The sequence below is a fragment of the Sphingobium sp. TCM1 genome, assembly GCF_001650725.1.
Classification (GTDB): Bacteria; Pseudomonadota; Alphaproteobacteria; order Sphingomonadales; family Sphingomonadaceae; genus Sphingobium.
Genome location: NZ_LXVX01000002.1, coordinates 84,359 through 109,994 on the forward strand (window position 1 = coordinate 84,359; position 25,636 = coordinate 109,994).

At 65.9% G+C, this 25,636-nt stretch carries 26 protein-coding genes and 1 other RNA gene; 10 read left to right on the plus strand and 17 right to left on the minus strand.

The window, feature by feature from the left end; translation table 11 throughout:
* Positions 1-17: 17 nt before the first annotated feature.
* From A7Q26_RS01500 to A7Q26_RS01520, 5 genes are all read right to left on the minus strand, one after another.
* Positions 18-1,607, minus strand: coding sequence for a hypothetical protein (locus A7Q26_RS01500; protein ID WP_066855560.1), 1,590 nt, complete (start codon positions 1,605-1,607; stop codon positions 18-20).
* A 259-nt stretch (positions 1,608-1,866) separates the two neighbouring features.
* A complete protein-coding gene (locus tag A7Q26_RS01505) occupies positions 1,867-2,250 on the minus strand; it encodes a hypothetical protein (protein WP_066855563.1) in 384 nt (127 codons plus the stop codon).
* A 291-nt stretch (positions 2,251-2,541) separates the two neighbouring features.
* Positions 2,542-2,899, minus strand: a transfer-messenger RNA (tmRNA) gene (gene ssrA / locus A7Q26_RS01510).
* Positions 2,900-2,914: 15 nt separating this feature from the next.
* Positions 2,915-3,427, minus strand: coding sequence for a hemerythrin domain-containing protein (locus A7Q26_RS01515; RefSeq protein WP_066855566.1), 513 nt, complete (start codon positions 3,425-3,427; stop codon positions 2,915-2,917).
* Positions 3,428-3,502: 75 nt separating this feature from the next.
* Positions 3,503-3,904, minus strand: coding sequence for a DUF6766 family protein (locus A7Q26_RS01520; protein ID WP_066855568.1), 402 nt, complete (start codon positions 3,902-3,904; stop codon positions 3,503-3,505).
* A gap of 83 nt (positions 3,905-3,987) precedes the next feature.
* On the opposite strand from A7Q26_RS01520, the gene A7Q26_RS01525 reads away from it, so the two are divergent.
* Complete coding sequence (locus A7Q26_RS01525) at positions 3,988-4,749, plus strand: NRDE family protein (protein WP_066855571.1); 762 nt, start codon at positions 3,988-3,990, stop codon at positions 4,747-4,749.
* 12 nt (positions 4,750-4,761) lie between these two features.
* Here A7Q26_RS01525 and A7Q26_RS01530 read toward each other — a convergent pair whose 3' ends face one another.
* A complete protein-coding gene (locus A7Q26_RS01530; RefSeq protein WP_066855574.1) occupies positions 4,762-4,998 on the minus strand; it encodes a hypothetical protein in 237 nt (78 codons plus the stop codon).
* On the minus strand, positions 4,995-5,213 hold the full coding sequence (locus A7Q26_RS01535) for a hypothetical protein (RefSeq protein WP_066855577.1): 219 nt from the start codon (positions 5,211-5,213) through the stop codon (positions 4,995-4,997). Before A7Q26_RS01535 ends, A7Q26_RS01530 begins: the two co-directional genes overlap by 4 nt.
* 185 nt (positions 5,214-5,398) lie before the next feature.
* On the opposite strand from A7Q26_RS01535, the gene A7Q26_RS01540 reads away from it, so the two are divergent.
* The 5 genes from A7Q26_RS01540 (at position 5,399) to A7Q26_RS01560 (ending at position 9,577) form a co-directional block, all read left to right on the plus strand.
* Positions 5,399-5,989 carry an anthranilate synthase component II gene (locus tag A7Q26_RS01540; protein WP_066855580.1) on the plus strand — a complete coding sequence of 197 codons (591 nt, stop codon included), beginning with the start codon at positions 5,399-5,401 and terminating at the stop codon, positions 5,987-5,989.
* Positions 5,990-6,151: 162 nt separating this feature from the next.
* A complete protein-coding gene (trpD, locus tag A7Q26_RS01545; protein WP_066855582.1) occupies positions 6,152-7,144 on the plus strand; it encodes an anthranilate phosphoribosyltransferase in 993 nt (330 codons plus the stop codon).
* Complete coding sequence (gene trpC, locus A7Q26_RS01550; protein WP_066855584.1) at positions 7,141-7,932, plus strand: indole-3-glycerol phosphate synthase TrpC; 792 nt, start codon at positions 7,141-7,143, stop codon at positions 7,930-7,932. The genes trpD and trpC overlap by 4 nt, the downstream gene beginning before the upstream one ends.
* Positions 7,929-8,399: a cyclic pyranopterin monophosphate synthase MoaC gene (moaC, locus tag A7Q26_RS01555; protein WP_066855588.1), complete on the plus strand. Its 471-nt coding sequence runs from the start codon at positions 7,929-7,931 to the stop codon at positions 8,397-8,399. Before trpC ends, moaC begins: the two co-directional genes overlap by 4 nt.
* Complete coding sequence (locus tag A7Q26_RS01560; protein ID WP_066855591.1) at positions 8,396-9,577, plus strand: molybdopterin molybdotransferase MoeA; 1,182 nt, start codon at positions 8,396-8,398, stop codon at positions 9,575-9,577. The genes moaC and A7Q26_RS01560 overlap by 4 nt, the downstream gene beginning before the upstream one ends.
* Positions 9,578-9,631: 54 nt before the next feature.
* Here the strand turns inward: A7Q26_RS01560 and A7Q26_RS25470 are convergent, their stop codons facing one another.
* Entirely contained in the window at positions 9,632-9,787 is a 156-nt protein-coding gene (locus A7Q26_RS25470; RefSeq protein ID WP_198162805.1) for a hypothetical protein, read from the minus strand.
* A 150-nt stretch (positions 9,788-9,937) separates the two neighbouring features.
* Between A7Q26_RS25470 and lexA the strand changes: the two genes are divergently transcribed.
* Positions 9,938-10,621, plus strand: a complete 684-nt coding sequence (lexA, locus tag A7Q26_RS01565; protein ID WP_066855594.1) for a transcriptional repressor LexA — start codon at positions 9,938-9,940, stop codon at positions 10,619-10,621.
* On the opposite strand, the gene A7Q26_RS01570 is transcribed toward lexA, so the two are convergent.
* Entirely contained in the window at positions 10,612-12,762 is a 2,151-nt protein-coding gene (locus tag A7Q26_RS01570) for a ComEC/Rec2 family competence protein (RefSeq protein ID WP_084438939.1), read from the minus strand. The genes lexA and A7Q26_RS01570 overlap by 10 nt on opposite strands.
* A gap of 28 nt (positions 12,763-12,790) precedes the next feature.
* Between A7Q26_RS01570 and gltX the strand changes: the two genes are divergently transcribed.
* Together gltX and A7Q26_RS01580 are read left to right on the plus strand one after the other, a co-directional pair.
* Positions 12,791-14,233: a glutamate--tRNA ligase gene (gltX, locus tag A7Q26_RS01575; protein ID WP_232313638.1), complete on the plus strand. Its 1,443-nt coding sequence runs from the start codon at positions 12,791-12,793 to the stop codon at positions 14,231-14,233.
* 20 nt (positions 14,234-14,253) lie between these two features.
* Positions 14,254-15,540 carry a citrate synthase gene (locus A7Q26_RS01580; protein WP_066856234.1) on the plus strand — a complete coding sequence of 429 codons (1,287 nt, stop codon included), beginning with the start codon at positions 14,254-14,256 and terminating at the stop codon, positions 15,538-15,540.
* Positions 15,541-15,646: 106 nt separating this feature from the next.
* Here the strand turns inward: A7Q26_RS01580 and A7Q26_RS01585 are convergent, their stop codons facing one another.
* The 4 genes from A7Q26_RS01585 to A7Q26_RS01600 form a co-directional block, all read right to left on the minus strand.
* Complete coding sequence (locus A7Q26_RS01585; RefSeq protein ID WP_066855600.1) at positions 15,647-17,026, minus strand: sensor histidine kinase; 1,380 nt, start codon at positions 17,024-17,026, stop codon at positions 15,647-15,649.
* Complete coding sequence (locus A7Q26_RS01590) at positions 17,023-18,102, minus strand: hypothetical protein (protein ID WP_066856237.1); 1,080 nt, start codon at positions 18,100-18,102, stop codon at positions 17,023-17,025. The genes A7Q26_RS01585 and A7Q26_RS01590 overlap by 4 nt, the downstream gene beginning before the upstream one ends.
* A gap of 34 nt (positions 18,103-18,136) precedes the next feature.
* Positions 18,137-19,324 (minus strand): hypothetical protein, encoded by a 1,188-nt coding sequence (locus A7Q26_RS01595; RefSeq protein WP_066855603.1) that lies wholly within the window; start codon positions 19,322-19,324, stop codon positions 18,137-18,139.
* 89 nt (positions 19,325-19,413) lie between these two features.
* Complete coding sequence (locus tag A7Q26_RS01600; protein ID WP_066856240.1) at positions 19,414-19,716, minus strand: hypothetical protein; 303 nt, start codon at positions 19,714-19,716, stop codon at positions 19,414-19,416.
* Between the two features lie 80 nt (positions 19,717-19,796).
* Here A7Q26_RS01600 and A7Q26_RS01605 point away from each other — a divergent pair, with 80 nt between their 5' ends.
* Positions 19,797-22,469, plus strand: coding sequence for a hypothetical protein (locus A7Q26_RS01605; RefSeq protein ID WP_066855606.1), 2,673 nt, complete (start codon positions 19,797-19,799; stop codon positions 22,467-22,469).
* Positions 22,470-22,481: 12 nt separating this feature from the next.
* Here A7Q26_RS01605 and aac(6') read toward each other — a convergent pair whose 3' ends face one another.
* From aac(6') to A7Q26_RS01625, 4 genes are read right to left on the minus strand one after another with little or no spacing between them, the layout of a single operon-like run.
* The gene (gene aac(6'), locus A7Q26_RS01610) at positions 22,482-22,943 is read right to left on the minus strand and encodes an aminoglycoside 6'-N-acetyltransferase (protein WP_066855609.1); all 462 of its coding nucleotides are present in this window, start codon (positions 22,941-22,943) and stop codon (positions 22,482-22,484) included.
* Complete coding sequence (locus tag A7Q26_RS01615) at positions 22,943-23,209, minus strand: DUF1467 family protein (protein ID WP_066855611.1); 267 nt, start codon at positions 23,207-23,209, stop codon at positions 22,943-22,945. The genes aac(6') and A7Q26_RS01615 overlap by 1 nt, the downstream gene beginning before the upstream one ends.
* A gap of 9 nt (positions 23,210-23,218) precedes the next feature.
* Positions 23,219-24,856 carry a ribonuclease J gene (locus tag A7Q26_RS01620; RefSeq protein ID WP_066855615.1) on the minus strand — a complete coding sequence of 546 codons (1,638 nt, stop codon included), beginning with the start codon at positions 24,854-24,856 and terminating at the stop codon, positions 23,219-23,221.
* Complete coding sequence (locus A7Q26_RS01625; RefSeq protein WP_066855618.1) at positions 24,853-25,635, minus strand: type III pantothenate kinase; 783 nt, start codon at positions 25,633-25,635, stop codon at positions 24,853-24,855. The genes A7Q26_RS01620 and A7Q26_RS01625 overlap by 4 nt, the downstream gene beginning before the upstream one ends.
* Between the last annotated feature and the right edge of the window lies 1 nt (position 25,636).

Genomic DNA, 25,636 nt, shown 5'->3' on the forward strand with positions numbered 1-25,636 from the left:
TTAAGGTCAGGTGCCGATCAGGTGGTCGGGATGGCGGTGCAGTTCTTGCTGCTCGTGCCGAAGCTCGCCGTCACGGAGTTGCAGGTCCAGCCGGCATACCAGGTGTCGCTGCTGTCCTTGACCGCGCCGACATAGGCCGTGGTGGCGAAGTTGCTGTCGACCGTCTTGGGATCGGTGGCCACCAGGGCGGTTTCGGTCGCGCCGTTGATGAACAGGCTGGTCAGCGACGGCGTGTAGCTGATCGTGCTGTTCGGGCCGGCTTCGAAGATCGACTTTACGACGTCGGCGGTCACGCCGTTATTGCCCTTGTACGGGGTCGCCGCCAGGCACTGCATCGCCACCGAGATGTAGCGCGGCTTGCCCGCATCCTGCAACGCGGTGTCGGCGTCACGCACGGTCGTGGCGCTGTCGATGCGCAGACAGGTCTGGGTCGGGCTGACGATCAGGCCGTTGACCAGCGTCAGGTCAGCGCCGCCGCGCAGCAGCATGGCCGAACCGTTGCTGCCCGTGGTCGAGCGGTTGATCCAGGTGAAGTTGGCGACCTTCACATATTGGCGGGGCAACGCGTCCTCGCCATTGTTCGACGCCGAACCACCGTTCGAGTCGGTTTCCATGAAGCTGTCGCCGATATTGTTGCCGTCGCGATGCGCGCCGATTACATATTGGATGGTGCCGCGATAGCCGACGTCGGTGTCGAGATTGTCATCCTCGTTGCCGGTCAGGACCAGGTAGCGCGGGTGGACGGAGCCGCCGAAAATCTCGATGCCATCGTCCGAGCTGTTGTGGACCTGGATATGGTCGAGCACGGTGCCGGTACCGACGCCCGAGGGGGTCAGGCCCTGCAACTCGCTCGAACCCGACAGGACGAAGCCCGAATAGCGGATCTGGACATAGGACATGCGGCCCGAGCTGTCGGCGTCGTTTGCGCCGCCATAGAGCGCGCCGCTGGCGCCTTCGGTGTCGCGTTCGCACGCCGTGGTGCCGGGCGCGGCCGCAGGCGCGGCGCAGTCGGTGATCTTGGCGCGGCCGAGCAGCACGACGCCGCCCCACTGGCCCGACGACTGGTCGGTCGAGGTTCCGAGCACATTTTCACGGCTGGTGAAGATGATCGGCTGGCTGGCGGTGCCTACGGCGTTGATCTTGTTGCCGCGGTTGACGGCAAGGAAGGTATTGCCGGTGCCGGCGAACACGACAACGCCCGGATCGATCGTCAGCGTGACGTTGGTATTGGTGCTCGCGGCACCCTGGTCGGTGCCGACATCGACGCGGCCGGGCATGGAATAGATTACGCCGGCAACCTTGGCGATCGCGGTCGAGCTGTTGAAGCGCGCCGGGAAGCCGCAATTGCGCCAGGTGTTGGAGCCATCCGAAATCGTACCGAGGTCGGTCAACTGGTCGCTGCCGGCAATGGTCGGGCAGCTGGCGGCCGGGGTCACGCTCGTGGGGGTCGGCGTCGGGGTCGGCGTTGGCGTGGGGGTCGGCGTCGGAGCGGGAATGACGATCGTGCCCTGACCAGGCGACGCGATGTCGTCCGCACCGCAGGCGCTCAGGCCCACGCAGGCGCAGCTCGCCATCAGGATCGTGTGGATACGGTTAATCTTGGCCATGTCGTCTCCGCTCCGGCTGTACCGGGTTGTTGAAGTGCGGAGCGCAGGGGAAACTCGAATCGGACAACGCCCCCTGTCGCCCTCTGCGGCGGCAGGTAAGGACGGCAGATGACATGATCATTCCGCTTCTGTGACACTGGAGAGACTTTGGAATGACAGTTTGATGAATTATCTTTCATTTTCATGACAGGCGTCCATGCAAAAGGGCGCCATCCGCGACGGATGACGCCCTCTGCTCCCTGCACCTATCCGGTGGAAATCAGCGCGATGCGTAACTCGGATTGAGGCGGCCCAGCGCGCGGGCGGCCACGTCGCGCGAGGATTCCTCGGACCCGTTCGCCAGCACCAGCGTCACTTCCGGCGAGAAGCGTGCGGCGCGATAGGCTTCGCGGGCCTGCGCCATCTTGCCCAGGCCGGCATAGGCGTTACCAAGATTGATGAGGCGGGCGGGATCATTCTCGCCATACACCGGCATCGGGGCCAGCCTGTCGAGCGCATCCTCGAACCGTCCCGCGGTCAGCGCCTTGGCGGCCAGGCTGCCGTCGGTCACGCCGACGACGACCATCTCCTCGGGCGCTGCATGGGCTAGGCCCGGCACCATCCCGGCCAGCGCCAACGCCACCATTCCAGCGACCTTCTTCATGCCCGATCTCCTCAAAAAAACTTCCTAATATAGCTAGGAGTATTTCATTTAGATGACATCGGGGCAAGGCAGGTCACGACCCAGAAAATCGATTTTCTTTACAGTAAAATCAACGCTTTAATAATTTTACGCGAGACTGTCATAAAAGCGTAATCGAAATCGCGCGCACAAGGAACCCGATTCGCACGATCCGACGGCTATCGAGCCGACCTGCCGGTCGCGTCGGTCAGAATCTCACAATGTCGGTAAAGGGTCCGGAGGCTTCTGTTGCCCGGCGCCTCCGGAGGCCGCTGAATTCCCTTCTGTTGCCCGGTGGGTTCAACCGCGCTATTTTAGAGTAATGTCAGGCCGTGAGGCCCTCAATTACGCTGCAATGGCGAGTGCTTCGTTATCGTTGGCACTTGTGAGTTTTGCACAGTTTAACGGCTTACACGGGCCGGGTGAAAACATCGCCTTTGAACACACGTCGATCCTAGTTCGGCCCCGTCAGACACCCCGCCCGGCCTTGCGGACCGGAACGGGACATGTGGTGGAGCCGCCGGGTACTGCCCCCGGGTCCGCTGCGTCTATTACTCGACACAATTTATCACCATAGCCGGGCGAACCCGGCACTGCCCATATGGGCTCAAGCAGATGGTTTTTCAAGTCATCCTGGTGAAAGGCGTCAAGCCGCGATCAGGTTGACCGCGCTCGGCCTGGCGACCGGCAGCCCGCCCGCGCCTGCCTGCGCCAGCAATTCCTCCTTGCGGGCGGCCATCAAGTCGCGCAGCGCGACCAGGTCGACATCGGTCCTGCGGCACTGGGCGAACATGCCCTCCGACGGCATTTCCTCCTCATGGACATGATGCTTGATCTCCTCCGAAAGCACCTTGACCTTGGCGTCGTAGAAATCATCGTCCGGCGATCCCGCCTCGATGTCGTTAATCAGCACCTTCGCGCCATCATGCTCGACATAGGCTTCGTCCAGCGTGTCATCCTCGATCTTCCCGCGAAAGGCCGGATAGAAGATCTCCTCCTCGATCATCGTGTGGATTTTCAGTTCCAGGCAGATTTTGCGCGCGATCTCCTGCTTGCGCGCCGATGCGCTGGCTTTCTCGAATTTTCCGAACAGATCCTCGACCGTCCGGTGGTCGGCCTTCAACAGGGCAATGGCGTCGGTAAACTGGGCCTTGGGCATGACATCCTCCTCGTCCGTGGACGGAGGTGGAAGCCCTCAGCACTGGCAAGGTTCCCATGGCTGAAAATCGCGCGTCTATTCATAACCTACATCATGGGCGTGGGGCTTGGCATGGCCCCCGGTCCGCATGTAGCGCTTGTCGATCACACCGATCAAATGCTCGGCCCGATCGCCGCCGACCATCTTCATCAGTTCGTCGACCTTGGCCTCCAGCCGGTCGTCATTCTCCTTGGAGGCCGGCGATCCGGCGTAGAGGAAATAGGCCAGACCGACGACCTGCCAGATCAGCTGGAGAAATTCCGACTGCCAGTTCTCGAACGTGTCCCGACCCATCTCGACCAGATAGGCGGCGAGTTCCGGGCCTTGGCCATGGCTGCGCGCTTCGTCGACATAGGCCCACCAGCCGAACAGCCAATGCCCCGCGATCGACACGAGGAAAAAGAAGGCCGTGATCCATCCATAGGCATAACGCTTCATGATCCTGCTCCTTCGTCTTGCTCGTGGACGCGAAGGCTGGAACAACGCGCGGACGAGAGGCGGGTTCAGGGAAGGACGGCGGCATGTGCATCATGGCCATGGCATGGAGGGCGCATCGGCGCTGGCAGCTGATCCTGATCGGCAACCGCGACGAATATCATGCCCGCCCGGCCGCGCCGATCGCCCGCTGGGCCGGCCGCCCCGGCCTGATCGCCGGGCGCGACCTGCAATCGGGCGGCACCTGGCTCGGCGTGTCAGAAGCGGGGCGCGCGGCGATCGTGACCAACTTGCGCGGCCATGGCGGCCCGCGATCCGACCGCGCGTCACGCGGGGCGCTGGTGACGGATCTGCTGGCGGGCGACGGTCGCTATGGCGATGCCGAACAGGCGGCGCTGGAGGATTTCAACCCCTTCAACCTAGTCCTGGTCGATGGCGCCAGCGCCCATTTCCTAACCAACCGCCCGGCCCCGATGCGGGCAGCACTGACGCCGGGCCTCTACGGCCTTTCCAATGGCGCGCTGGACGCGCCCTGGCCCAAGACGCTTGCGCTCAAGGAGGGGCTGCTCGGCTGGCTGACCGGCGGCGCGGAGCAGCCAGAGCGCCTGTTCGATGTCCTGCGTCGGGAGGATCTTCCCGACGCGGGCATCGCCCCGACCGCTCCTTCCGACGCGCCCGACGAGGCCGCCGCGTCACCTATCTTCATCCGCAACGCCATCTACGGCACGCGATTCAGTACGATCGTCGCGATCGACGCCGAAGGCAGGGGAAGGATCATGGAGCGCCGCTTCGACCGACATGGCGCGCAGAACGGGGAGGACGGCATCGCCTTCCGCTGGCCGGACTGAGCGCCTGCCGCCTCAGCGCAGCGCGGACCGGGGCTGCCGCGCCAGATAGACCGACGAACGCACCACCGGCGTCAGGATCAGCTTGTTCTGCATCAACGCGCGTACCCGTTCCGCTCCGTCCGGGTTCAGCATGACGACGCGGGTGCCACCCGCAGGCAGCGCCTCGATCGTGGAAATGGCCAACGCATGGCGCGTGCAAAGCGCCTGCACATCCGCCGGTTCGGCCTTCAGATTGATCGCGCGGCTCATGGGCGGTTTCCTTTCGCGCCATAGGGGAAGGGATCGAAGGCCGTGCGCCCGGTCGCCATGGCAAGCGAACGATAGGGCAGCCGATGGTCGCGAATACGGTCGGCATAGCCGTTGGCGCGACGGCGAAGCGCAGCGCGCGCATCGGGACAGGCGCAATATTGCGCACGCAGCAGCGCTTCCTGCTCCGAATAGAGAAGATGATTGAGATCGCCCATGAGAGACGCTCCTTGCTGGCAAGCGGGAGCACGATGGTCTCTCGGTCACGCGAAGGCTTGCGGGCGGGGTTCGCGGCGATGCACCAGCCCTAGCAGAAGGGATCGCCATCTGTCGCGATAATTCTCGTCCTCATCGCAAAGCCACGCTTCCCCTCGCCGGCCCTCGCCATTATAGCCCTGATCCCATGATCCTCGTCATCGACAATTATGACAGCTTCACCTGGAACCTGGTCCATTATCTGATGGAACTGGGAGCGAAGGTGGAGGTCGTCCGCAACGACGCCATTTCGGCGGGTCAGGCACTTTCGACCGGCGCAAAGGCCTTCCTGTTGTCGCCCGGCCCCTGCACGCCCAATGAAGCGGGCGTCAGCCTCGACCTGGTTGCTGCCTGCGCCGATGCGGGCGCGCCGCTGCTGGGCGTGTGCCTGGGCCATCAGGCGATCGGCCAGCATTTCGGCGGCAAGGTCGTGCGCGGCGGGCTGATGCACGGCAAGACGTCGCCCGTCAGCCATGACGGCACGGGCCTTTTCAAGGGACTTCCCTCGCCGTTCACGGCCACGCGCTACCATTCGCTGATCGTCGAGGACATACCCGAAACCTTGCGCATCAACGCGATCAGCGAGGACGGATCGGTCATGGGCTTCCGCCACGCGACCCTGCCGATCCATTCGGTGCAGTTTCACCCGGAAAGCATCGCCACCGAACATGGGCATGAGATGCTGGCGAACTTCATGGCGATCGCCGGCCTGCCGGTGCGGGAGCGAGAAGCGGCCTGACCGCTGCCCTGTTACAGCCAGCCGGCCCGCCGATGAGGGCGCACATGCTTGTCGAATATGATCCAGACGGGACATCATATTTCGGGACGTGCAGGAAAAGTGCGGGCTCTCGCACGAACGCCCTCTCGACTCCGTCACCTCCCCCCGACTAAGGCTGCGCCGATGACCAGCCTGCCCGATCCTTCCGTGCCGCTCCCGCCCGAGGCCGCCGCAACGGCCTTCGACCTGCTGTTCGACGCCGACCTGCCCGAAGCGGAGATTGCCGCCTTCCTCGTCACCATGGCCAGGCGAGGCGAAACCGCGACCGAGATTGCCGCCGCCGCCCGCGCGATGCGCGCGCGCATGATCCCGGTCGGCGCCCCCGCAGGGGCGATCGATGTCTGTGGCACCGGAGGCGACGGGCACCATACGCTGAATGTTTCCACGGCTGTCTCGCTCGTAGTCGCCGCCGCCGGCGTGCCGGTCGCAAAGCATGGCAACCGCGCCGCCTCTTCCAAGGCCGGTGCCGCCGACACGCTCGAAGCCTTGGGCCTCAACCTCGACAGGGCGGCCGCGACCGCCGAGGCGACCCTTGCCGATCTCGGCATCTGCTTCCTTTTCGCGCAAAATTATCACCCCGCGCTCAAGCGCCTCGGTCCGATCCGCAAGGCGATTGGCGAACGCACCATCTTCAACCTGATGGGGCCGCTCGCCAATCCGGCCAATGTCCGCCGCCAGCTCGTCGGCATCGCCCGCCCCGCCTATGTCCCCATCTATGCCGAGGCGCTAGCTGAATTGGGCGTCGACCGGGCCATGGTGGTGTCAGGCGATGAAGGACTGGACGAACTCTCGCTGGCCGGCGGCAACGACATGGCGGAGGTGATGGGGCACGAACTGGTCGCCATGCGTCGCCTGGCCGCCGCCGAGCTTGGCCTCTCCACCCATCCGGTCGAGGCGATCCGCGGCGGTGACGCCCGCCACAATGCAGCGGCGCTCCGCGCGCTGCTCCAGGGCGAACCGGGGCCATATCGCGACGCCGTGCTGCTGAACGCGGCCGCCGCCCTTGTCGTGGCGGACGCCGTACCCGACCTTCGCGAAGGCGTGGAGGAGGCCGCCGAAACCATCGATCGCGGCCTTTCCAACGCGCTCCTCAATTGCTGGATTGCCTATTCATGACCAACAAGCTGATCGAAATCTGCGACTTCAAGCGCGAGGATGTCGCCCGCCGCAAGGCCGCGACCACTGTGGCCGGACTCCACGCTCGCGCCAGCGAGCAGACGCCGCCGCGCGGCTTTCGCAAGGCGCTGGACGATGCCGCGCGCTCGGGCTTCGGCCTGATCGCGGAGATCAAGAAGGCCAGCCCCTCCAAGGGGCTGATCCGCGCCGATTTCGACCCGCCAGCCCATGCCCAGGCCTATGCCGCCGGCGGCGCGGCCTGTCTGTCGGTGCTGACCGACGAACCCTATTTCCAGGGACATGACGATTATCTGATGGCCGCCCGTTCCGCCTGCGCGCTGCCAGTGCTGCGCAAGGATTTCATCGTCGATCCCTGGCAGGTGCTGGAAAGCCGCTCGCTCGGCGCCGACGCCATCCTCATCATCGTCGCCGCGCTGGACGACGGCCAGATGCGGGAGATAGAGGACGCCGCGCTGGGCCTCGGCATGGACGCGCTGATCGAGGTTCATGACGAAAGCGAGCTTGAACGCGCGCTCAATCTCCGCTCGCGCCTGATCGGCGTCAATAATCGCGACCTGCGCGATTTCAGCGTCGACTTCGCCCGCACCCATGAACTGGTGGGCAAGGCGCCCGCCGGCTGCACCTTCGTCGCCGAAAGCGGCCTGACCGGCCATGCCGATCTGGCCGCCATGTCCGACCATGGGGTGCGCTGCTTCCTGGTCGGCGAAACGCTGATGCGCCAGACCGACGTCGAGGCGGCGACCCGCAACCTGTTGACCGGCGCATGACCGGCCTGACGCATCTGGACGCGGATGGCGCGGCGCGCATGGTCGACGTCTCGGCCAAGGCCGTGACCGCGCGCGAGGCGGTCGCCTCCGGCCGGATCGAGATGAGCGGGGATGCCGCCGCCGCGATCGCGCAAGGCTTGGTCAAGAAGGGGGACGTGCTCGCCGTGGCCCGGGTGGCGGGCATCATGGCCGCCAAGCGGACGGCCGACCTCATCCCGCTCTGCCATCCGATCGCACTGAGCGCCGTAACGGTCGATTTCGATCTTGACGAGAGCGGCGTCACGGCCACCGCCACCGCCCGTACCGCCGGCCAGACCGGGGTGGAGATGGAAGCGCTGACCGCCGCTTCGATCGCCTTGCTCACCGTCTACGACATGGCCAAGGCGCTGGACAAGGCCATGGTCATCGGCAACGTCCGCCTGATCGCCAAGACCGGCGGCAAGTCCGGGGACTGGCACGCGGCATGAGTCTGCTGCCCGTCGCCGACGCGCAGGCGCGCCTGTTCGCACTGGCGCGGCGCCTGCCGATCGAGATGGTTCCGGTCGGCCGGTCGGTCGGCCGCTGGCTGGCGCGGGACATCCTCGCCCTGCGCGATCAGCCCTGGGCCGACCTGTCGGCGATGGACGGCTATGCCGTGCGCGCGGCCGAATATCCCGGTCCCTGGCGCGTAGCCGGCGAAAGCGCGGCCGGTGCGGCTCACCTCCCCGCGCTCTCGCCCGGCGAAGCGGTCCGCATCTTCACGGGCGCGCCGCTGCCCCCTGGCGCCGACGCCATATTGATGCAGGAAAATGCGACCCGCGATGGCGACCTGCTGCGCGCCAGCGCAGATCCGCTGCCCGCCGGCCGCCACGTTCGCCCCGCCGCTTCGGATTTCGCCCGCGACACTGTCCTGCTCCGGGCCGGAACGCGCATCGGCCCGGCCCAGATCGCCCTTGCGGTGCTGGCGGGCCATGGCGATCTGCCGGTCCATGCCAGGCCCAGGGTCGCGCTGCTGTCCACCGGCAACGAACTTGTGCCTCCCGGCGCGCCGACGCCGCCGGGCTTCCTGCCGTCCTCCAACGCGCCCATGCTGGCGGCGATGCTGGCGGACGTGCCTTGCGACGTGATCGACCTCGGCATCATAGCCGACGATCTCGACGCCATGGTGGCTGCGCTGGAACAGGCCCGCGAGGCCGACATCATCGTCTCGACCGGCGGCGCGTCGGTCGGCGACCATGATCTCGTCCGTCCCGCCTTCGCCAAGGCTGGCGGCACACTCGATTTCTGGAAGATCAGGATGCGTCCCGGCAAGCCGCTGATGGCCGGTCGGCTTGGCGGTTCGCTGTTCCTCGGCTTGCCCGGCAACCCCGTATCGGCTTTCGTCACCGGCACATTGTTCCTGCTGCCGCTGATCCGTCACCTCGGCGGGGCGGCCGATCCTCTGCCGCCCGTCGGCAAATCGCGGCTTGCATCCCCCCTGCCGGCCACGGGTGATCGCGACGACTATCTCCGCGCCTGGCGCAGCAGGGACGGAGCCGTATCCGTCACGTCGCAGGACAGCGCCGCCACCGCCGCCATGGCGCAGGCCGACTGCCTGATCCTGCGCCCGGCAGGATCGCCGCCAGCCCTGCCCGGCGACCGCGTGACCGTGCTTCCACTCGCGTGACGGACAGAAAAAGGGGCCGCGGAACGGCCCCTTTCTGCTGATCTGTCGGCTTGGTCAGCGTTGCTGCTTGTTGCCCGGCGCCTTGTCCTGGCGGCGTTCGTCGCCCATCTGGTCCTGCCGGTTTTCCTGCTGATGCTGACGGTCGCTCTGACCACCGCCGCCTTGCTGGTCGCGGCGCTGGGACTTGTCCTGATCATTCTGGTTGGCCATTGTCACTCTCCTATACCCTCTGTGGAGGGTGGCATTGAAACCCCCGGACCACGACGCGCGTTCCGCGAAATGCGACCGGCCGTTCGGCGCTTGACTAATCCCCATGTGTTTCCTATGCGTTCCTCATACGTTCCACGGAGGACCGCAGCGATGTTGACGCCCAAGCAGCAGGAATTGCTGAGCTTCATTCAGACCCGGCTGGAGGAGGGCGGCGTGTCCCCCTCTTTCGAGGAGATGAAGGATGCGCTCGACCTGCGTTCCAAGTCCGGCATCCACCGCCTCATCAACGCATTGGAAGAACGCGGCTTCATCCGTCGCCTGCCCAACCGCGCTCGCGCGCTGGAGGTCCTCAAGCTGCCCGACGCCATGCACCGCCCCCCCGCGCCGGTGATGGCGCCTGCGGTCGCGCCGCAGCCCAGGGTGGCGCCTGCCCTGCCAATCGCCGCCAATGACGTGATCGAAATCCCCCTGCACGGTCGCATCGCGGCCGGCGTTCCGATCGAGGCGATGGAGGGACAGGCCATGCTCTCCGTCCCTGCCGCGCTGCTCGGCGCGGGCGATCATTATGCGCTGGAAGTATCTGGCGATTCGATGGTCGAAGCCGGCATCCTCGACGGCGACTTCGCCCTGATCCAGCGCACGGATGTCGCGCGCGAGGGACAGATCGTCGTCGCCCTGATCGACGATGCGGAAGCGACGCTCAAATATTTCCGGCGCGAAGGCAGCCGGGTCCGGCTCGATCCCGCCAACTCGGCATATGAACCGCAGATCTATGATCCGCGTCAGGTCCGTATCCAGGGCAAACTCGCCGGTCTGCTGCGCCGCTATAACTGAGATTTTCCGGACCTCGGGCGCACGATCCAGGGATGGGCGTCGCCCGGTCGATGGACGGTGTGAACTTCGCCATCTTGCAGGCTGATGGACAGGCCGCCGGTGCGCGCCAGCAACCGGCGGTCAATCTTCAACCAGCGCGGACGGCACCAGCGCGGCAGGCCCCGATCGCTGATGACGATATCCGCCGCCGCGCAATCCCGTGAAAAGTCGCGCCGCGCGATCAGCATGTCGCTGCGGGTCAGGAGCAACCGCCAGTCTCGACCCGTCCCGTCCTTCAACCCGACTGCGCAAAGGTCCGCCGAACAGCGCGCCTGCGGCAGCGCCGCGATGGCTTCCAGCTCACCGTCATGGCCCGCACTTTCCGACAGCACGTCGCGGACATAGTCTCCCGCCCCGGCGCGCAGGGTCGCCATGCCCTTCTCCGTCCGCACCGCCACATGCCGTCCGTCGCCCGTGACCAGGACATCCGGCGGTGACGCCATCAGGGTCGCCGCCATGCCGATGCCCAGCGGCGCCAGCCCCAGCCACCTGATTCCCGTCCGCCACAACAGGCACCACAGCAACCCGACGACGGTCATGCCGAACAGGGTGGCGCCCATGGCCGGCGCCACCATGGTCGCCATCGGACTGGCGGCCACGCTGTGGGCCAGAAGCAGGAGCAGGTTGAGCGCTTGTTCCGTCACCCACCAGGCCGGAGCCCCCAGTCCCACCAGGTCCAGCGCCAACGCCAAGGCCTCCAGCGGCATGACCAGGAAGGTGGTGAGCGGGATCGCGATCAGGTTGGCGAAGGCGCCCAACAGGCCCGCCTTTTGAAAATGAAACAGCGCGATCGGCATCAGCACCAGTTCGACGGCGACGCCGGTCGCCAGCGTCACCGCCAGAAGACGGCCGCCTTTGCGAATCATCCCTTCATCACGCGCCGCGGCAAAGGCGCGAAAGCGCGGATGCTCGGCCAGCGCCACCAATGCCGTCACTGCGGCGAAACTCATCTGGAAACTCGGCCCGACCAGCGCCTCGGGCCAGAACAGAAGCACGACCAGCGCGCCGGCCGCCACCAGCCGCAAGGTGATCGCATCGCGCCCCATCGCCAGCCCGCCCAGAACCAGCAGTGCGGCGACACAGGATCTGACCGTCGGCACCTCGGCCCCTGTCAGCAAGGTGTAACCGATCCCCGCCAGCGCCCCGCCGGTCGCAGCGATCAGCATCAGCGGCCAGCCCAGCACAGCGCGCCGGCTGAGCGCCATGACGCGCATCAGCAGGAAGATCACGGCACCGATCAGCGCGGTGACGTGCAGCCCACTGATCGACAGCAGATGAGCCAGGCCGCTCCGCCGCATCGCCTCCGCATCGGCCTCACTGATGGCGCCCTGATCCCCGGTCGCCAGCGCAGCGGCGATCCCCTCGACCGGCCCGTCCACGCGCTCCACGATATGGCCGAACAATCGCGCCCTCAGCGACGGCGATGCAGTCGACGGACGCAAGACTTCCACAGGCTTGAGCGCCCTGCCGGTTGCGCCAATCCCCTGAAAATAGGCGCGTGCGGCAAAATCATAGCCGCCCGGCACGGATGGCGGCGCCGGCGGCATCAACCGCACGCGAAACCGGATGCGCGCGCCAGCGCCCAGGCCGGCAGGCACGTCCGCATCCGCGATGTTGACCCTGACCGTCGCAGGCAGGCCCGGCGCGGCGACCGGCCGGAGCATGACGCGCACGATAGCCTGCGACGGCACGCGGCGCTCGGACAGCACGTCCCCGGTCAGTTCGACGAATGTCGCCCGGCCGAGCGGCGGCTGCCCCAGCAGGCTCGCCTTCCCCCAGACCAGCAGACAGCCCATGCACGCCAGGATCGCGCCCGCCACGATCATCCGCCGCAACCGCCCTCCCGCCGGCAACATGGTCCCCGTACAGGCCATCGCCAGCGCCGCGCAGCAGAAGGCGAGCCAGCCCATCGCGTGCGGCAGCAGGAACCAGGCCGCAATGCCGCAGCCCGCCCCCACCGGCACCCATAATCCGATCTGCTCGCGCTCGCACTCCAGCCGGCTTTCGACGGCTTCCAGCGCCGCCCGCGCCCACGCCCACGGCCCCGCACCAAGGGAGGTTTGTCGTGGCTCAAAAGCCGTGCTAGGGGGCGGCGCATTCATGGGTCAGCTAAGGCGAATGTCAAAGAATATGACGGCAAGTGCAACGGGAATGAACAAGCAGGTGGTGACCCGTTTCGCCCCGTCGCCCACGGGATACCTGCATATTGGCGGCGCCCGCACCGCGCTGTTCAACTGGCTGTTCGCGCGTCACCATGGCGGCAAGTTCCTGCTGCGCGTCGAGGATACCGATCGTGCGCGTTCGACCGAGGCGGCCGTGGCCGCGATCTTCGACGGCCTCGAATGGCTGGGCCTGGCCGGTGACGAGCCGGCCGTGTTCCAGTTCGAACGCACCCCCCGCCATGCCGAGGTCGCCAGCCAACTGCTCGATGCCGGCCATGCCTATAAATGCTACGCGACGCCCGAGGAGCTGGCATCCTTGCGCGAACAGCAGCGCGCGGCCAGGCAGCCGATGCGCTATGACGGCCGCTGGCGCGATCGCGATCCGGCCGAAGCGCCCGAAGGCGCGCCCTTCGTCATCCGCATCAAGGCGCCGCGCGACGGCGAAACGGTGATCGAGGATGCGGTGCAGGGCCGCGTCGTCGTCCAGAATGCGGAACTGGACGACATGATCCTGCTGCGGTCGGATGGCACCCCCACCTATATGCTCGCCGTCGTGGTCGACGATCATGACATGGGCGTGACGCACGTCATCCGGGGCGACGACCATCTCAACAACGCCTTCCGCCAGTTGACGATCATCAAGGCCATGGGCTGGGACGAGCCGGTCTACGCCCATATCCCCCTGATCCACGGATCGGACGGTGCGAAACTGTCCAAGCGCCACGGCGCGCTGGGTGTCGATGCCTATCGCGACGAAATGGGGATGCTGCCCGAAGCGGTGCTGAACTATCTGCTGCGCCTGGGCTGGGGACATGGCGACGAGGAGATCATCTCGATCGCCCGCGCGATCGACCTGTTCGACATCGGCGGCGTCGGCCGATCGCCATCGCGCTTCGACATCAAGAAGCTGGAAAATCTCAACGGCCATTATCTGCGCGAAGCGGATGATTCGCGGCTGGCCGGGCTGGTCGCGCCGCGGGTCGAGGCGCGGCTCGGAAAGGTTTTGAGCGAAAACCAGTTGGGCATTTTGACCCAGGCGATGCCTTCGCTGAAGCCGCGGGCCAAAACCCTTAATGAAATTGCGGAGGGAGCAGAATTTCTGTTCAAAAATTGCCCGCTCGATTTTGACGAAAAGGCAATTGCTCTGCTAGACGACTCCGCGCGCGCGCTGCTGACCAAGACAGCCGACGCTCTCCAGCCCGTCCAGTCCTGGACGGTTGAAGCGATCGAAGAAGCGATACGCCGCGTGGCGGAGGATGCTGGCCTGGGCCTCGGCAAGGTGGCGCAACCGCTGCGTGCGGCGCTCACCGGCCGCACGGTCTCGCCGGGTATTTTCGATGTCCTCTTCCTTCTGGGGAAAGAGGAGAGCTTGGAACGGCTGGCCGGTGCAGGGCACGCAACGGCTGGTTGATGGCACTCAAGGAGAAAAACATGTCGGATAATAAAGCCAATTTGACCATTGGGGGAGCGAGCAACGACTATGCCATCATGGATGGCACCGTTGGGCCGCAGGTCATCGACGTTCGCAAGCTCTACGCCCAGACCGGCATGTTCACCTATGACCCGGGCTTCACCTCGACCGCCAGCTGCGAATCCGGCCTGACCTATATCGACGGCGACGAAGGCGTCCTGCTGCATCGCGGCTATCCGATCGGCCAGCTCGCCGAACAGTCCAGCTTCATGGAAGTCAGCTACCTGCTGCTGAACGGCGAACTGCCCTCCAAGCAGGAACTGGACGACTTCACCCGCACGATCACGCGCCACACGATGGTGCATGAACAGCTGACCACCTTCTATCGCGGCTTCCGTCGCGACGCGCATCCGATGGCGATCATGTGCGGCGTCGTCGGCGCGCTGTCGGCCTTCTATCACGATTCCACCGACATCAACGATCCGTTGCAGCGCAAGATCGCCAGCCACCGCCTGATCGCCAAGATGCCGACCATTGCGGCGATGGCGTATAAATATTCGGTGGGTCAGCCCTTCGTCTATCCGCGCAACGACCTCAGCTACACCGCCAATTTCCTGCGCATGACTTTCTCGGTCCCCGCCGAGGAATATGAGCCCGATCCGGTGATCGTGGACGCGATGGACAAGATCTTCATCCTCCACGCGGACCATGAGCAGAACGCCTCGACCTCGACCGTCCGCCTTGCCGGTTCGTCGGGCGCCAACCCGTTCGCCTGCATCGCGGCCGGCATCGCTTGCCTCTGGGGTCCGGCCCATGGCGGCGCGAACGAAGCCGCGCTCAACATGCTGCGCGAAATCGGCACCGTCGATCGCATCCCGGAATATATCGCCCGCGCCAAGAACAAGGACGACCCGTTCCGCCTGATGGGCTTCGGGCACCGCGTCTACAAGAATTACGACCCGCGCGCGACCGTCATGCAGAAGACCGCGAAGGACGTTCTGGAAAAGCTCGGCGTCAACGATCCGATCTTCGATGTGGCGAAGGAACTGGAACAGATCGCGCTCAACGATCCCTATTTCGTCGAAAAGAAGCTCTACCCGAATGTCGACTTCTATTCGGGCGTGATCCTCTCGGCCATCGGCTTCCCGACCGAAATGTTCACCGTGCTTTTCGCCCTGGCCCGCACCGTGGGCTGGGTCGCGCAGTGGAACGAGATGATTTCGGATCCGGCGCAGAAGATTGGCCGTCCGCGTCAGCTCTACACCGGCCCGACGCAGCGCGACTATGTTTCGGTCGACAAGCGCTGATCGACGAGACCAGCATTGGAAAGAAGAGCGGCGCCCTCCCAAGGGGCGCCGTTTTCCGTTTCGGCTCCGTTAAGCGGGGCGTGACCGGCGAGCCGAAGGAAGGCTGCTATTCCATCGCCGGCAACGACAGGATGAAGCGCGCGCCTTCGCCCGGCTCGCCGTCGATGTGGATGTCGCCGCCCATCGCGCGCGCAAGCCGCCGCGAAATATAGAGGCCAAGCCCGCTACCGCCCGCATCATCGCGGCCGAGCCGCTCGAACTTGTCGAAAATGCGTTCGCGATCGGCCATGGCGATGCCCGGCCCCTGGTCGATCACCATGATGCACGCTTCGCCATGCTGCTGTTCGGTCACGATCCGCACCAGACTGCCCTCCGGCGCATAGCGCAGGGCGTTGCCGACCAGATTGACCAGTATCTGAAGTACGCGCCGAAATTCGCCGATCGCGTTGACGGCGCAGTCGGTCTCCGGCGCGACGATGGCGATCCCGCGGTCGAGCGCCTTGACCCCCAGCAACCCGGCGGCGCGACGGCCCAGATCGGCCAGGTCGACCTCTTCGGCGACGACGCTGAAATCGGGACGATCGATCGCCTGAAGGTCGGCCAGATCGTCGACCAGCGCCATCAGGTGACGCCCAGCCGAAGCGATGTCCTGCGCATAATCCGCATAATCCGGGCGCAGCGGCCCTTCCATCTGGGCGCCGATCGTGTCGGCATTGGCGATGATCCTGCCCAGCGGCTGACGCAGCGACCGGTCGAGCCGCTTGCTGAAATCTGCGGGATAGAGGCTGATGGCGGGGTCGGCCCGGAACGGCGCGACCACAATATGCTCCATCGGCAAGGCAGCGCCCCGATAGCCGATCAGTTGCCCCGCCATGTCGAACAGCGGAAACCCCGAAAGGCGGAACAATCGGTCGCCATTGCCGACCAGCGCGGCGATCTGGCCGCTAAAGGCGCGCCGCTGCGTCAGGCCGCGCAGCATCGCCATATCGCCTTCCTCGTCGGGCTTAAGGTCGAAATAGCCGGAAAAGCGCGTGCCGGGCACCGGCGCATCGGGCGGCAGCGCGCCTTGCCGGTCATCGCCGGCCAGCGTCATCTGAAAGCGCAGTTGCGTGTCGATTTGCCAGATCCAGCCGTCGGCAAGAGCGGCAATGTCGGAATCGCGCGCCGCCGGATCGGGCGACAGCGTCGCGGCCGGACGCTCATGCCAGTCGATGATGGCCAGATGCACGGCCTCGCCCTCCGGCCGCGCGCGCACCCACATGTCGATGTCGCCCCGCTCCGCTGCTGCCACCACAGGCCGGGACACGGCCACGCCCAGCCGCCGCGACAGGCGCGCCACCGCCGCGATCTGGGGCAGCGCGATCGGCGTGCCGAGATCACCGCCCGCTTCGCGCTGCAACGCGAGCAGAGGTCCGTCCGCGCTCAACAGGCAACCGTCGGGGGCCAGCGCAGCCCGAAGCACGCCGGGATGGGCGGGACTGTTCACGCGGCCCTGACGCTGAGAAGATGGTCGAGCTTCGCCCGGAAGGATGCGGGCGTGCGCAGGGCGGCGACCATTGCGTCGGCCTGCACTTCGTCCAATTGCTGATAGCGTTCGGCTTCCACGATCACCATCGTGTCGGTCAGCCAGGGACGCACCGGCCGCAGCGTCAGCAGCAGATGGCGATAGTCTCCGTCCGACCCACCCAAGGAGCGGCACAACGCCGCGAGTTGCGGCAAGGGCGCCATCACCAATATGTCCACCACCTGGATCATGGTCAGGCGCAGGCGTCGGGCGGCCAGCGCCGCAAACAGCAGAAAACGCCGTCCGCCCAGCGCCGCGCCCAGCAAGTCCGGCGCATCGGCCCGCTCCTCCATCCGCCGGACCAGGCGCTCCGCCTCCATCAGCGGGCTGACGCTTTCATCATGATCGGCCAGCACCGCCCATCCGGCGCGCTCGAACGCCGCCAACATCACGTCGGCGCGATCGGGCGCGGCGCGGCGCGCCACCTCCGCCAGGCAGGCGGAACTGGTCCACACCATTTCCGTGAAAAATTCCCTGGGCACGTCCGGGCGTATCGGCCAGTCTTCACCGCCCCGCGTCATCCAACGGCTTTCCGCCAAGGCCAGAGCGGCCAGGGCGTCGCCGGGCGCCGGGTCTACCGCCTGACCATCCGCCTCGACCGGCTCGCCGATGTCCGCGTCTCTCTGTCCCAACTGCCGCAGCATCAGGCTGACCGCGCCGCGTAGCCGCATATGCGCCAGCAGCGCAGGGCTGAGCAGCGCCGGCTGGTCGCAGATCATCCGCCAGCAAAGCGGATCGGGTGAAAGCGCCAATATCCCGGCAATCTCGGGAAACTGATCGAGCGCGACACGCAACGCGGTTTCGATCGCGGTCAGGCATCCGCCCAGATGCCGCCTTGTCTCGGCGATCAACGCATCATGATGCGGCTGCGCGGCGGGAAAGAGGAAGGCAAGGTCGATGGCGTGCGCAACCGGCATGGCGGACATGCCCGCCATGACTCGCGCCATAGGCCAGCTGTCCGCCACGGTCGATCCGGCAAGGGACAAATGGGCGCTCATGCGGTGCAGCATAATCCCACGTCGTTAAAATGCACTAAACCTTGGGATCGAATTCGGACGATCGACGCAGCAGGATCATCGCACCCATGGACAGGATCGCGCCCAGCGTGGCGACCCGGAAACCATCGTCCAGCAGGCCGACGGCGCCGGTCAGGATCAGCAGCAGCAGGGCAGTACCGGGGGTCAGGATCATCCACGGCCTGGCATGGCCCGTCAGACGCCACCGATCCGCGACCATGATGATGCCCAGCAGCAGGGCCAGGTCCATCGCTTCCGTGCTGCTGCCGGCCACGATCAACGCCGCCAGGGCCATCAGGGGCGTGACGAAGGCCAGCCATTTCCGTGGCGGCGCCCGCAGCGCGAGTTCATCGAGCCGATCGGCGGTTTCCGCCAGCAACAGCGCGACCAGCAGCAACGCGAAGCTCGTCAGGGTCCAGCCCAGTTCTACCGGCACCAGCGCGATCGCGCCCAGCGTCATGGCGCCGATCCGCACCTGCGTAGCGGGCACCTGCATCCGCATCAGCGCCGGGCCGACCATCCGTGCGAGCGGCGCCAGCAGGAAATGCTCGATGCCACCACGCGCCACACCCCTTGCCGCACCCGCCGATGTCACGGCCTGCGCGACCAGATCGGCCTGCTCCTGGCTTTCGACCAGCGCGACCCGCCCTTCCAGCAGATCATCCTGCGGCACGGTGACGCGACGGGCGCCATCCTGCACGGCGGCACGCACCAGCGTCAGCGCCAGATCCCAGTCGCCGATCATGTCGAGCGTGCCGAACAGCAAGGACGGGCTTAGGCGGGCGATGCCGGCCCAGCGCTGCCCCGCGTCGATTCGCTCGAACGGCGCGCTGGCCCGGCTGTCGTCCGTGACGAGCAGCATGTTGCCATCGGCCGCGCCAAGACTGTCGACATGGGCCTGCGCGATGATCGCCCCGTCGGCCATCAGCAACACGTCCGAATCACGGGGGGCGTCGCGGACCATCGTCACCATGTCGCGAATCAGGGAAACGGCGATGCCGTCGGCGCTCAGCCGGTCGACCGCCTGCGACAAGGCGGGCGTGATGACGCTGACCATGATCAAAATGCGGTCGGCGCCCGCCCGGATCGCCTGTCGCGCCTGATATTCGACCAGCGTCTGGCCCGCGAAATGCAGGCTCGCGCGGAGACCGGCCGGCAAATCGACCGTCATCCTGCTGGCGCTCAGAATAGCCGCAAAGCTCATATTGTTACGCGATCGACCCGTTCATGATGTGGCCGACCTTTTCGCAAGGTGGACGGCAGGACGCAAGCAGCCCGTGCGCCCTGGTGCTGCTAGTCCTGTTCCAGCGCAGCCAGCGCCGCGCTCAGCCGCCGCAACACCCTTGGATCGCCCGGCGCGGCATCGGCGGCTTCATCGGCCAGCGCCATCAGCGATGTCAGGCCAAAGCTGGCCGCCAGTCCCTTGAGCCGCCAGGCGGCAAGATGCCAGTTCGCATCACAGCGCGCCCGACCGAGCAGGTCGATCTGGCGTGCGGCGCTTTCCATGAAGGCGACACGCAGGTCGGCAATCAATATGTGATCGTCGCCGACGGCGGCGGCCAAGGCGGCGTCAAGGGCGCCAGGATCATAGGACATGGCGACCAACGCTATCGGGCTTGCGTTAAGTTTTGGTAACGAGGCATTTGCCTTCGCGGAAAAGATGCTAGGATGGCCGCATGACAGGGGGCAGCACAATCGTCGAGTTCTGGCGCGACGAACGCATCGCGACGAACAATCCAGCGCAGGCGGACGATATCTTGCATTTGAAACAACCCGTTCTCGACCTCGACGAGGATGATTCGAGCGCCGGCATCACGGAAAACTGGGTGAAGCGCACACGCATGGTCCTGGGTCTGGTCGCCCTTGCATGGATGGCGTTCACCCTCTGGGCCTTGATCGTTTCGGGCGACCTGCGTGACGGCCCGGCCGCCTGGCCCGGCGCGGTCGCAACCCTGGCCGTTCCCCTGATTCTGCTCGGCACCCTTTACCTGCTGCTGATGCGCAGCAGCCGGTCGGAATCGCGCCGCTATCTGGATACCGCCAGGGCGCTCAGGATTGAAGCCGACCTGCTGGAAATGCGCCTCAGCCGCATCACCGCGCAGTTGGAGGCGGCGCGCCAGACGATGCAGGACCAGGCCGAGTTGCTGGACAGTTATGGCGCGGCCGCCAGCAGTAATATGGAAGCGTCGGCGGAACTGATCGCCGGCCGCGCGCAGACGACTGCGGATCGCGCCGAAGCCGCCGAGCGGGCGGGTGTCGCACTGGTTTCGCGCATGGACGCGCTGATCGCCGCCATTCCCGAACTGGAAGACCGCACCGGCCGCATGGCTGCGCAGATCATGGACAATGGCCATGCCCTGGCCGAACGCATCGACACGCTGGAAGCGCGGCTGCACGCGCTTACCGAAGTATCGGACGAGGCGCGCGCGCGCACGCTGGCGGCAACCAAGAGCCTTGCCAGCCAGTTGGGCCACTTGCAGGAGGCGACCCGCGCTGCGTCCGACGAAGTCACTGGCATGGCGGACATCGCCGCCGGTCGGATAGAAGCCACCGCGCTCGGCGCACGGCAGGCTATGGATCGCAGCCGTCAGGATCTGGAAGCCCATTCCTCCGCGCTCGCCGCATTGATCGAGGCGGCCCAGGCCGGCGTGACCAGCACCAGTGACACGGTCCGCGCAGCGCTGCTCCGCGATCTGGATGCCGCGCAGAGTCAGATGGACGCGCGCCTGGACCGGTTGCTGGGGACGGTGCGGGAAACGATGGCCAGCACCGACGACGGCCTGTCGCGCCGTGCCGATACGCTCCAGGCGCTGGTCGCGGCGGCGCAGGCCGGGATCGGCCGGACCAGCGATGAACTGACCAGCCGGCTCGCGCAGGACATGGACGCAATCGAAGCCGATTTGCGCCGCCGTCTCGATGCGGCGCTGAATCAGGCGGAGGAAGCTCTTGCCCTGACCGACGGACGCCTCGGCAGCCAGTCCGAAGCGCTCGAACAGATTATCGCCCGCTCGCGCGCGCATCTGGACTCGATCGGGACCGATACGGTGGCCGGCCTGTCCGACACGATCGCCGACGTAGAAAGCCGCCTGCACCAGATCAATGATCTGATGGAGGGCCAGCGCGCCTTGATATCCGGCCTGCACGGCGGCCTGCTCGACACGGTGTCGGCGACCGAGGATCGCTTCGCCGCACTGGAAGACAGCGCCTTGGCGCGCAGCGAGCGCCTGACCCAGGCGCTGTCGCGACTGGCGGCCGAAACGCAGCGCATCGACAATGCCTTGGCCGCCGGCGGCATGACGGCGGAAAAGCTGATCGGCAGCGCGGAAACACTGCTGGTCGCCCTGGATTCGAGCGTTCGCGAACTGGACGAGACCTATCCCGCCGCGCTCGATCGCTTCGACGGCCGTCTGGAGCAGAGCCGGGCCTTACTCGGCAGCGCCACGCCCGAAATGGAGCATCTCGAAGCGATTTCGCAGGCCCTGGTCGGCCGCGCCGAGGAAGCGGAATCCATGCTGCGCGGCCAGGGAAGCCGCCTGACCGAATGGCTCGAAAGCACGCAGGGCGGGCTGGAGGCCAATCGCGAACTGGTCGACCGGCTGCGCGCGGCGCTCGACGCCGCACATCAGGACGCGAGCCGCATCACGGAGGGCGCCGGCCCGCTGCTGGTGACAGCTCTGCTGCGCGTCAAGGACACCGCCGAACAGGCTGCTGAGCGGGCGCGCCAGGCACTGGGCCGCGCCATTCCCGACGCTGCCCGGCAACTGGCCGACGCCAGCGAACAGGCGATGCAGGCGGCGATCGGCGAGACGACGACGGCCCAGATCGAGCAGGTCGCCCGCGTGGCCGAGGAGGCGGTCAAGGCCGCCCATCAGGCTTCCGAACGGCTGACGCGCCAGTTGCTGACCATTGCCGATACCAGCGCGAGCCTGGAGCAGCGGATCGAGCAGGCGCAACAGGCATCGGAGGATCGCGATCGGGACCATTTCGCCCGCCGCTCCGCCCTGCTGATCGAATCGCTCAACAGCACCGCCATCGACGTCGCCAAGATCCTGTCCAACGACGTCACCGACTCGGCATGGTCCGCTTATCTCAAGGGCGACCGGGGCGTGTTCACCCGCCGCGCCGTCAAGCTGCTCGATGCCGGCGAATCACGGGAAATCGCGCTTCATTATGATAATGACGCCGAATTTCGCGATCATGTGAACCGCTATATCCATGATTTCGAGGCGATGTTGCGGATCATCCTGTCGGCGCGGGATGGCAATGCGCTGGGCGTTGCCATCCTCTCGTCCGACATGGGCAAGCTCTATGTCGCGCTGGCCCAGGCGATCGAGCGACTGCGGCAGTAAAGCGCCCGTCGCTCAGCCGATAGCCTTGCGGAAAAAGACGACACGTTCGGTTTCAGCGAAGCCAAGTGCAGCATGGAAGGCGTGGCTGGATTCATGCGCGATGTTGGCGTCGGACGCCATTTCCGTGCAGCCATGCGTCTGTCCCCACGCCTTGGCGGCATCGGCCAGCGCACGGCCGATCCCGCTTCGACGCATCGACGGTTCGACGAAAATCCCCTCCAGGAAAAGGACCGGACTGCTTTCGCATCCGTTGACATAATCATGCCGCAGCGCTGCTTCGGCAAAACCGATGACGTCCCCTTGCTGGTCCAGTGCCAGGAACGCGGCCTGCGCGTCCTTGCCCTTCAACTGGGCGAGAATATCGTCGCGATGCTCGGAAAGTGATGCGTCAGGCCAAAGTTCGGCGCGCATCAACGCCCAGCGCTCGACATGGGACGGACCTGCAGGAACAATGCGGACCGTGGCGTCGCTCATCAGGATGCGCGATAGCCGGGTAGCATGTCGACGGTCAGCCAACCCTGGACATAATTGGCATAATAAAGCCCGAAAAGCAGCAATGACAGCAGGGTCGCGCGAAGGGCGACCCTGCCCGGCCGGAAATTGCTGGGCGCGCTGTCCGCCTGCCCCTTCAGCAGCACCTCCCCCGTTTCATCGGGCGTCCGAATGCCGAAGGGCAGCATGATGAAGGCGCTGACGACCCACATCAGGAAATAAATGGCAAAGATCGCGTACCAGTTCATGCCATCAGATTAAGCGCGGATCAGCAGAACGTCCACTACCGGTTTCTTGCCCGTCCAGCGGGTCGCGGTGCGACGCACGGCCAGGCGCACCCGCTCACGCAGCGCCTCCTCCTCCTGCGAGCCCTTCGGGACGACCGCCGCAGCTTCCTCCGCCGCCTCGGCCAGGAATGCCGCCTTGTCCTCCTCCACCGGAACGCCTTGCGTCCGCAGCGCGGGATCGCCGATCAGCTTGCCCTTGCGGTCGAGCGCCACAGCGACGCTGATCTGGCCATGGAGGCCCAGCTTGCGCCGCTCGTTCATGGTCGATCCGTCAGCGGGCAGGATGACGTCACCGTCCAGCACCAGCCGCCCGGTATCCTCGCGTCCGATAATCTCCGGCGCGCCGGGTGCAAGACGCAGCAGGTCGCCGTTGGACTGTACCGGCGCGTGGCGGATTCCGCTCGAAAGCCCCAGCCGCGCCTGTTCGGCCATATGGCGACGCTCGCCATGGACGGGCAACAGGATTTCGGGGCGAATCCAGCGATACATGGCTTCCAGTTCCGGTCGACCCGGATGGCCCGACACATGCACCTCCGCCTGGCGATCCGTCACCATCAGCACGCCGGCCGTCGCCAGCGCATTCTGGATGCGGCCGATCGCGATTTCGTTGCCGGGGATCTGCTTGGAGGAGAACACCACCAGGTCGCCCTCCGCCAGCTTGATCGGATGGCTGTCGAACGCGATGCGGGCCAAGGCCGCGCGCGCCTCGCCCTGCCCGCCCGTAGCGATGATCATCACCTCGTTGCGGGGCAGCGCCATCGCATCGTCCCAGTCGATCGTCGGCGGGAAATCCTTGAGATAGCCCGCGGCCTTCGCCGTGCTGATGATGCGGTCGAGCGAGCGCCCGGCGACGCACAGCTTGCGCCCGGTCGCCGCCGCGACCTCGCCCAGCGTCTGCACGCGCGCGGCGTTCGACGCGAAGGTCGTCACCAGCACACGGCCCTTGGCCCCGGTGATCGTCTGCATCAGCCCCTCGCGCACATCGCCTTCGGAACCGCTGGCCTTGTCATTGAAGACATTGGTGCTGTCGCATACCAGCGCCAGCACGCCAGCGTCGCCGATCTCGGTCAGTTCCTCCGGCGTCGACGGCTGCCCCAGCAAGGGCCGCTCATCCAGCTTCCAGTCTCCGGTATGGAAGATGCGGCCATAGGGCGTGTCGATCAGGACGGCATTGCCCTCCGGGATCGAGTGCGCCAGCGGCACGTAACGGAAACCGAACGGTCCGAGATGGAAGCTGCCCTCATTCTCGATGACGTTGAGCTGGACGTCCTTGGTCAGGCCTTCCTCTTCCAGCTTCAGCCGGATCAGCCCTGCGGTGAAGGGCGTCGCGTAAAGCGGCACGCCAAGGTCGGCGGCCAGATAGGGAATGGCGCCGATATGGTCTTCATGCCCGTGCGTCAGCACGATTCCGAGCAGGTCGTCGCGCCGCTCCTCGATGAAGCTGAGATCCGGCAGGATCAATTCCACGCCCGGATAGGCCGGGTCGGCAAAGGTCAGGCCAAGGTCGACCATCACCCATTTGCCCTGGCAACCGTAGAGATTCACGTTCATGCCGATCTCGCCCGACCCACCCAGGGCCAGGAAGAGCAGCTCATCCTTGGGTATCATTCTGTTTTCAAACTCCGTTCGTACAACAGCGCCAACCCCTGAATGGTCAGGTCCGGCGCGATCGCATCGAAAATATCGCTATTGTCATTGAAGAGGACCGCGAGGCCCCCCGTCGAAATCACCTTGGCAGGACGGCCGATCTCCGCGCGGATGCGCGCGACCAGACCTTCCATCATCGCCACATAGCCCCAGAAGACGCCGATTTGCATCGCATCGACGGTACTGCGCCCGATCACCGACCGGCTTTCGGGCGGCTCGATCGCGATCTTGGGCAGCTTCGCCGCAGCGGCGACCAGGGCGTCCAGCGACAGGTTGATGCCCGGCGCGATGATACCGCCCTTGTAGGCGCCGCTATAATCGACCACGTCGAATGTCGTCGCGGTGCCGAAATCGATGACGATCAGGTCATCCTGGTAGAGATGGTGGGCCGCGATGGCATTTACAACCCGGTCCGCCCCGACCGACGCCGGCTCGGCCACGTCCAGCTCGATGCCCCACTCCACCGGCGCCTGTCCGGCCACCAACGCCTCGGTCTTGAAATATTTGTCGGCCAGGACTTGGAGATTATGCAGCGCGCGCGGCACCACGGTCGCGATGATGACGGCGTCGACATCCGTCATCGCATAGCCTTCCAGCTGAAGCAGTTGATGCAGCCAGACGGCATATTCGTCGGCGGTGCGGCGGGGATCCGTCGCGATGCGCCATCGCGCACGAATGTCCCGCCCTTCCAGCAAGGCGAAAACGACATTGGTATTGCCCGCGTCGATCGCGAGAAGCATT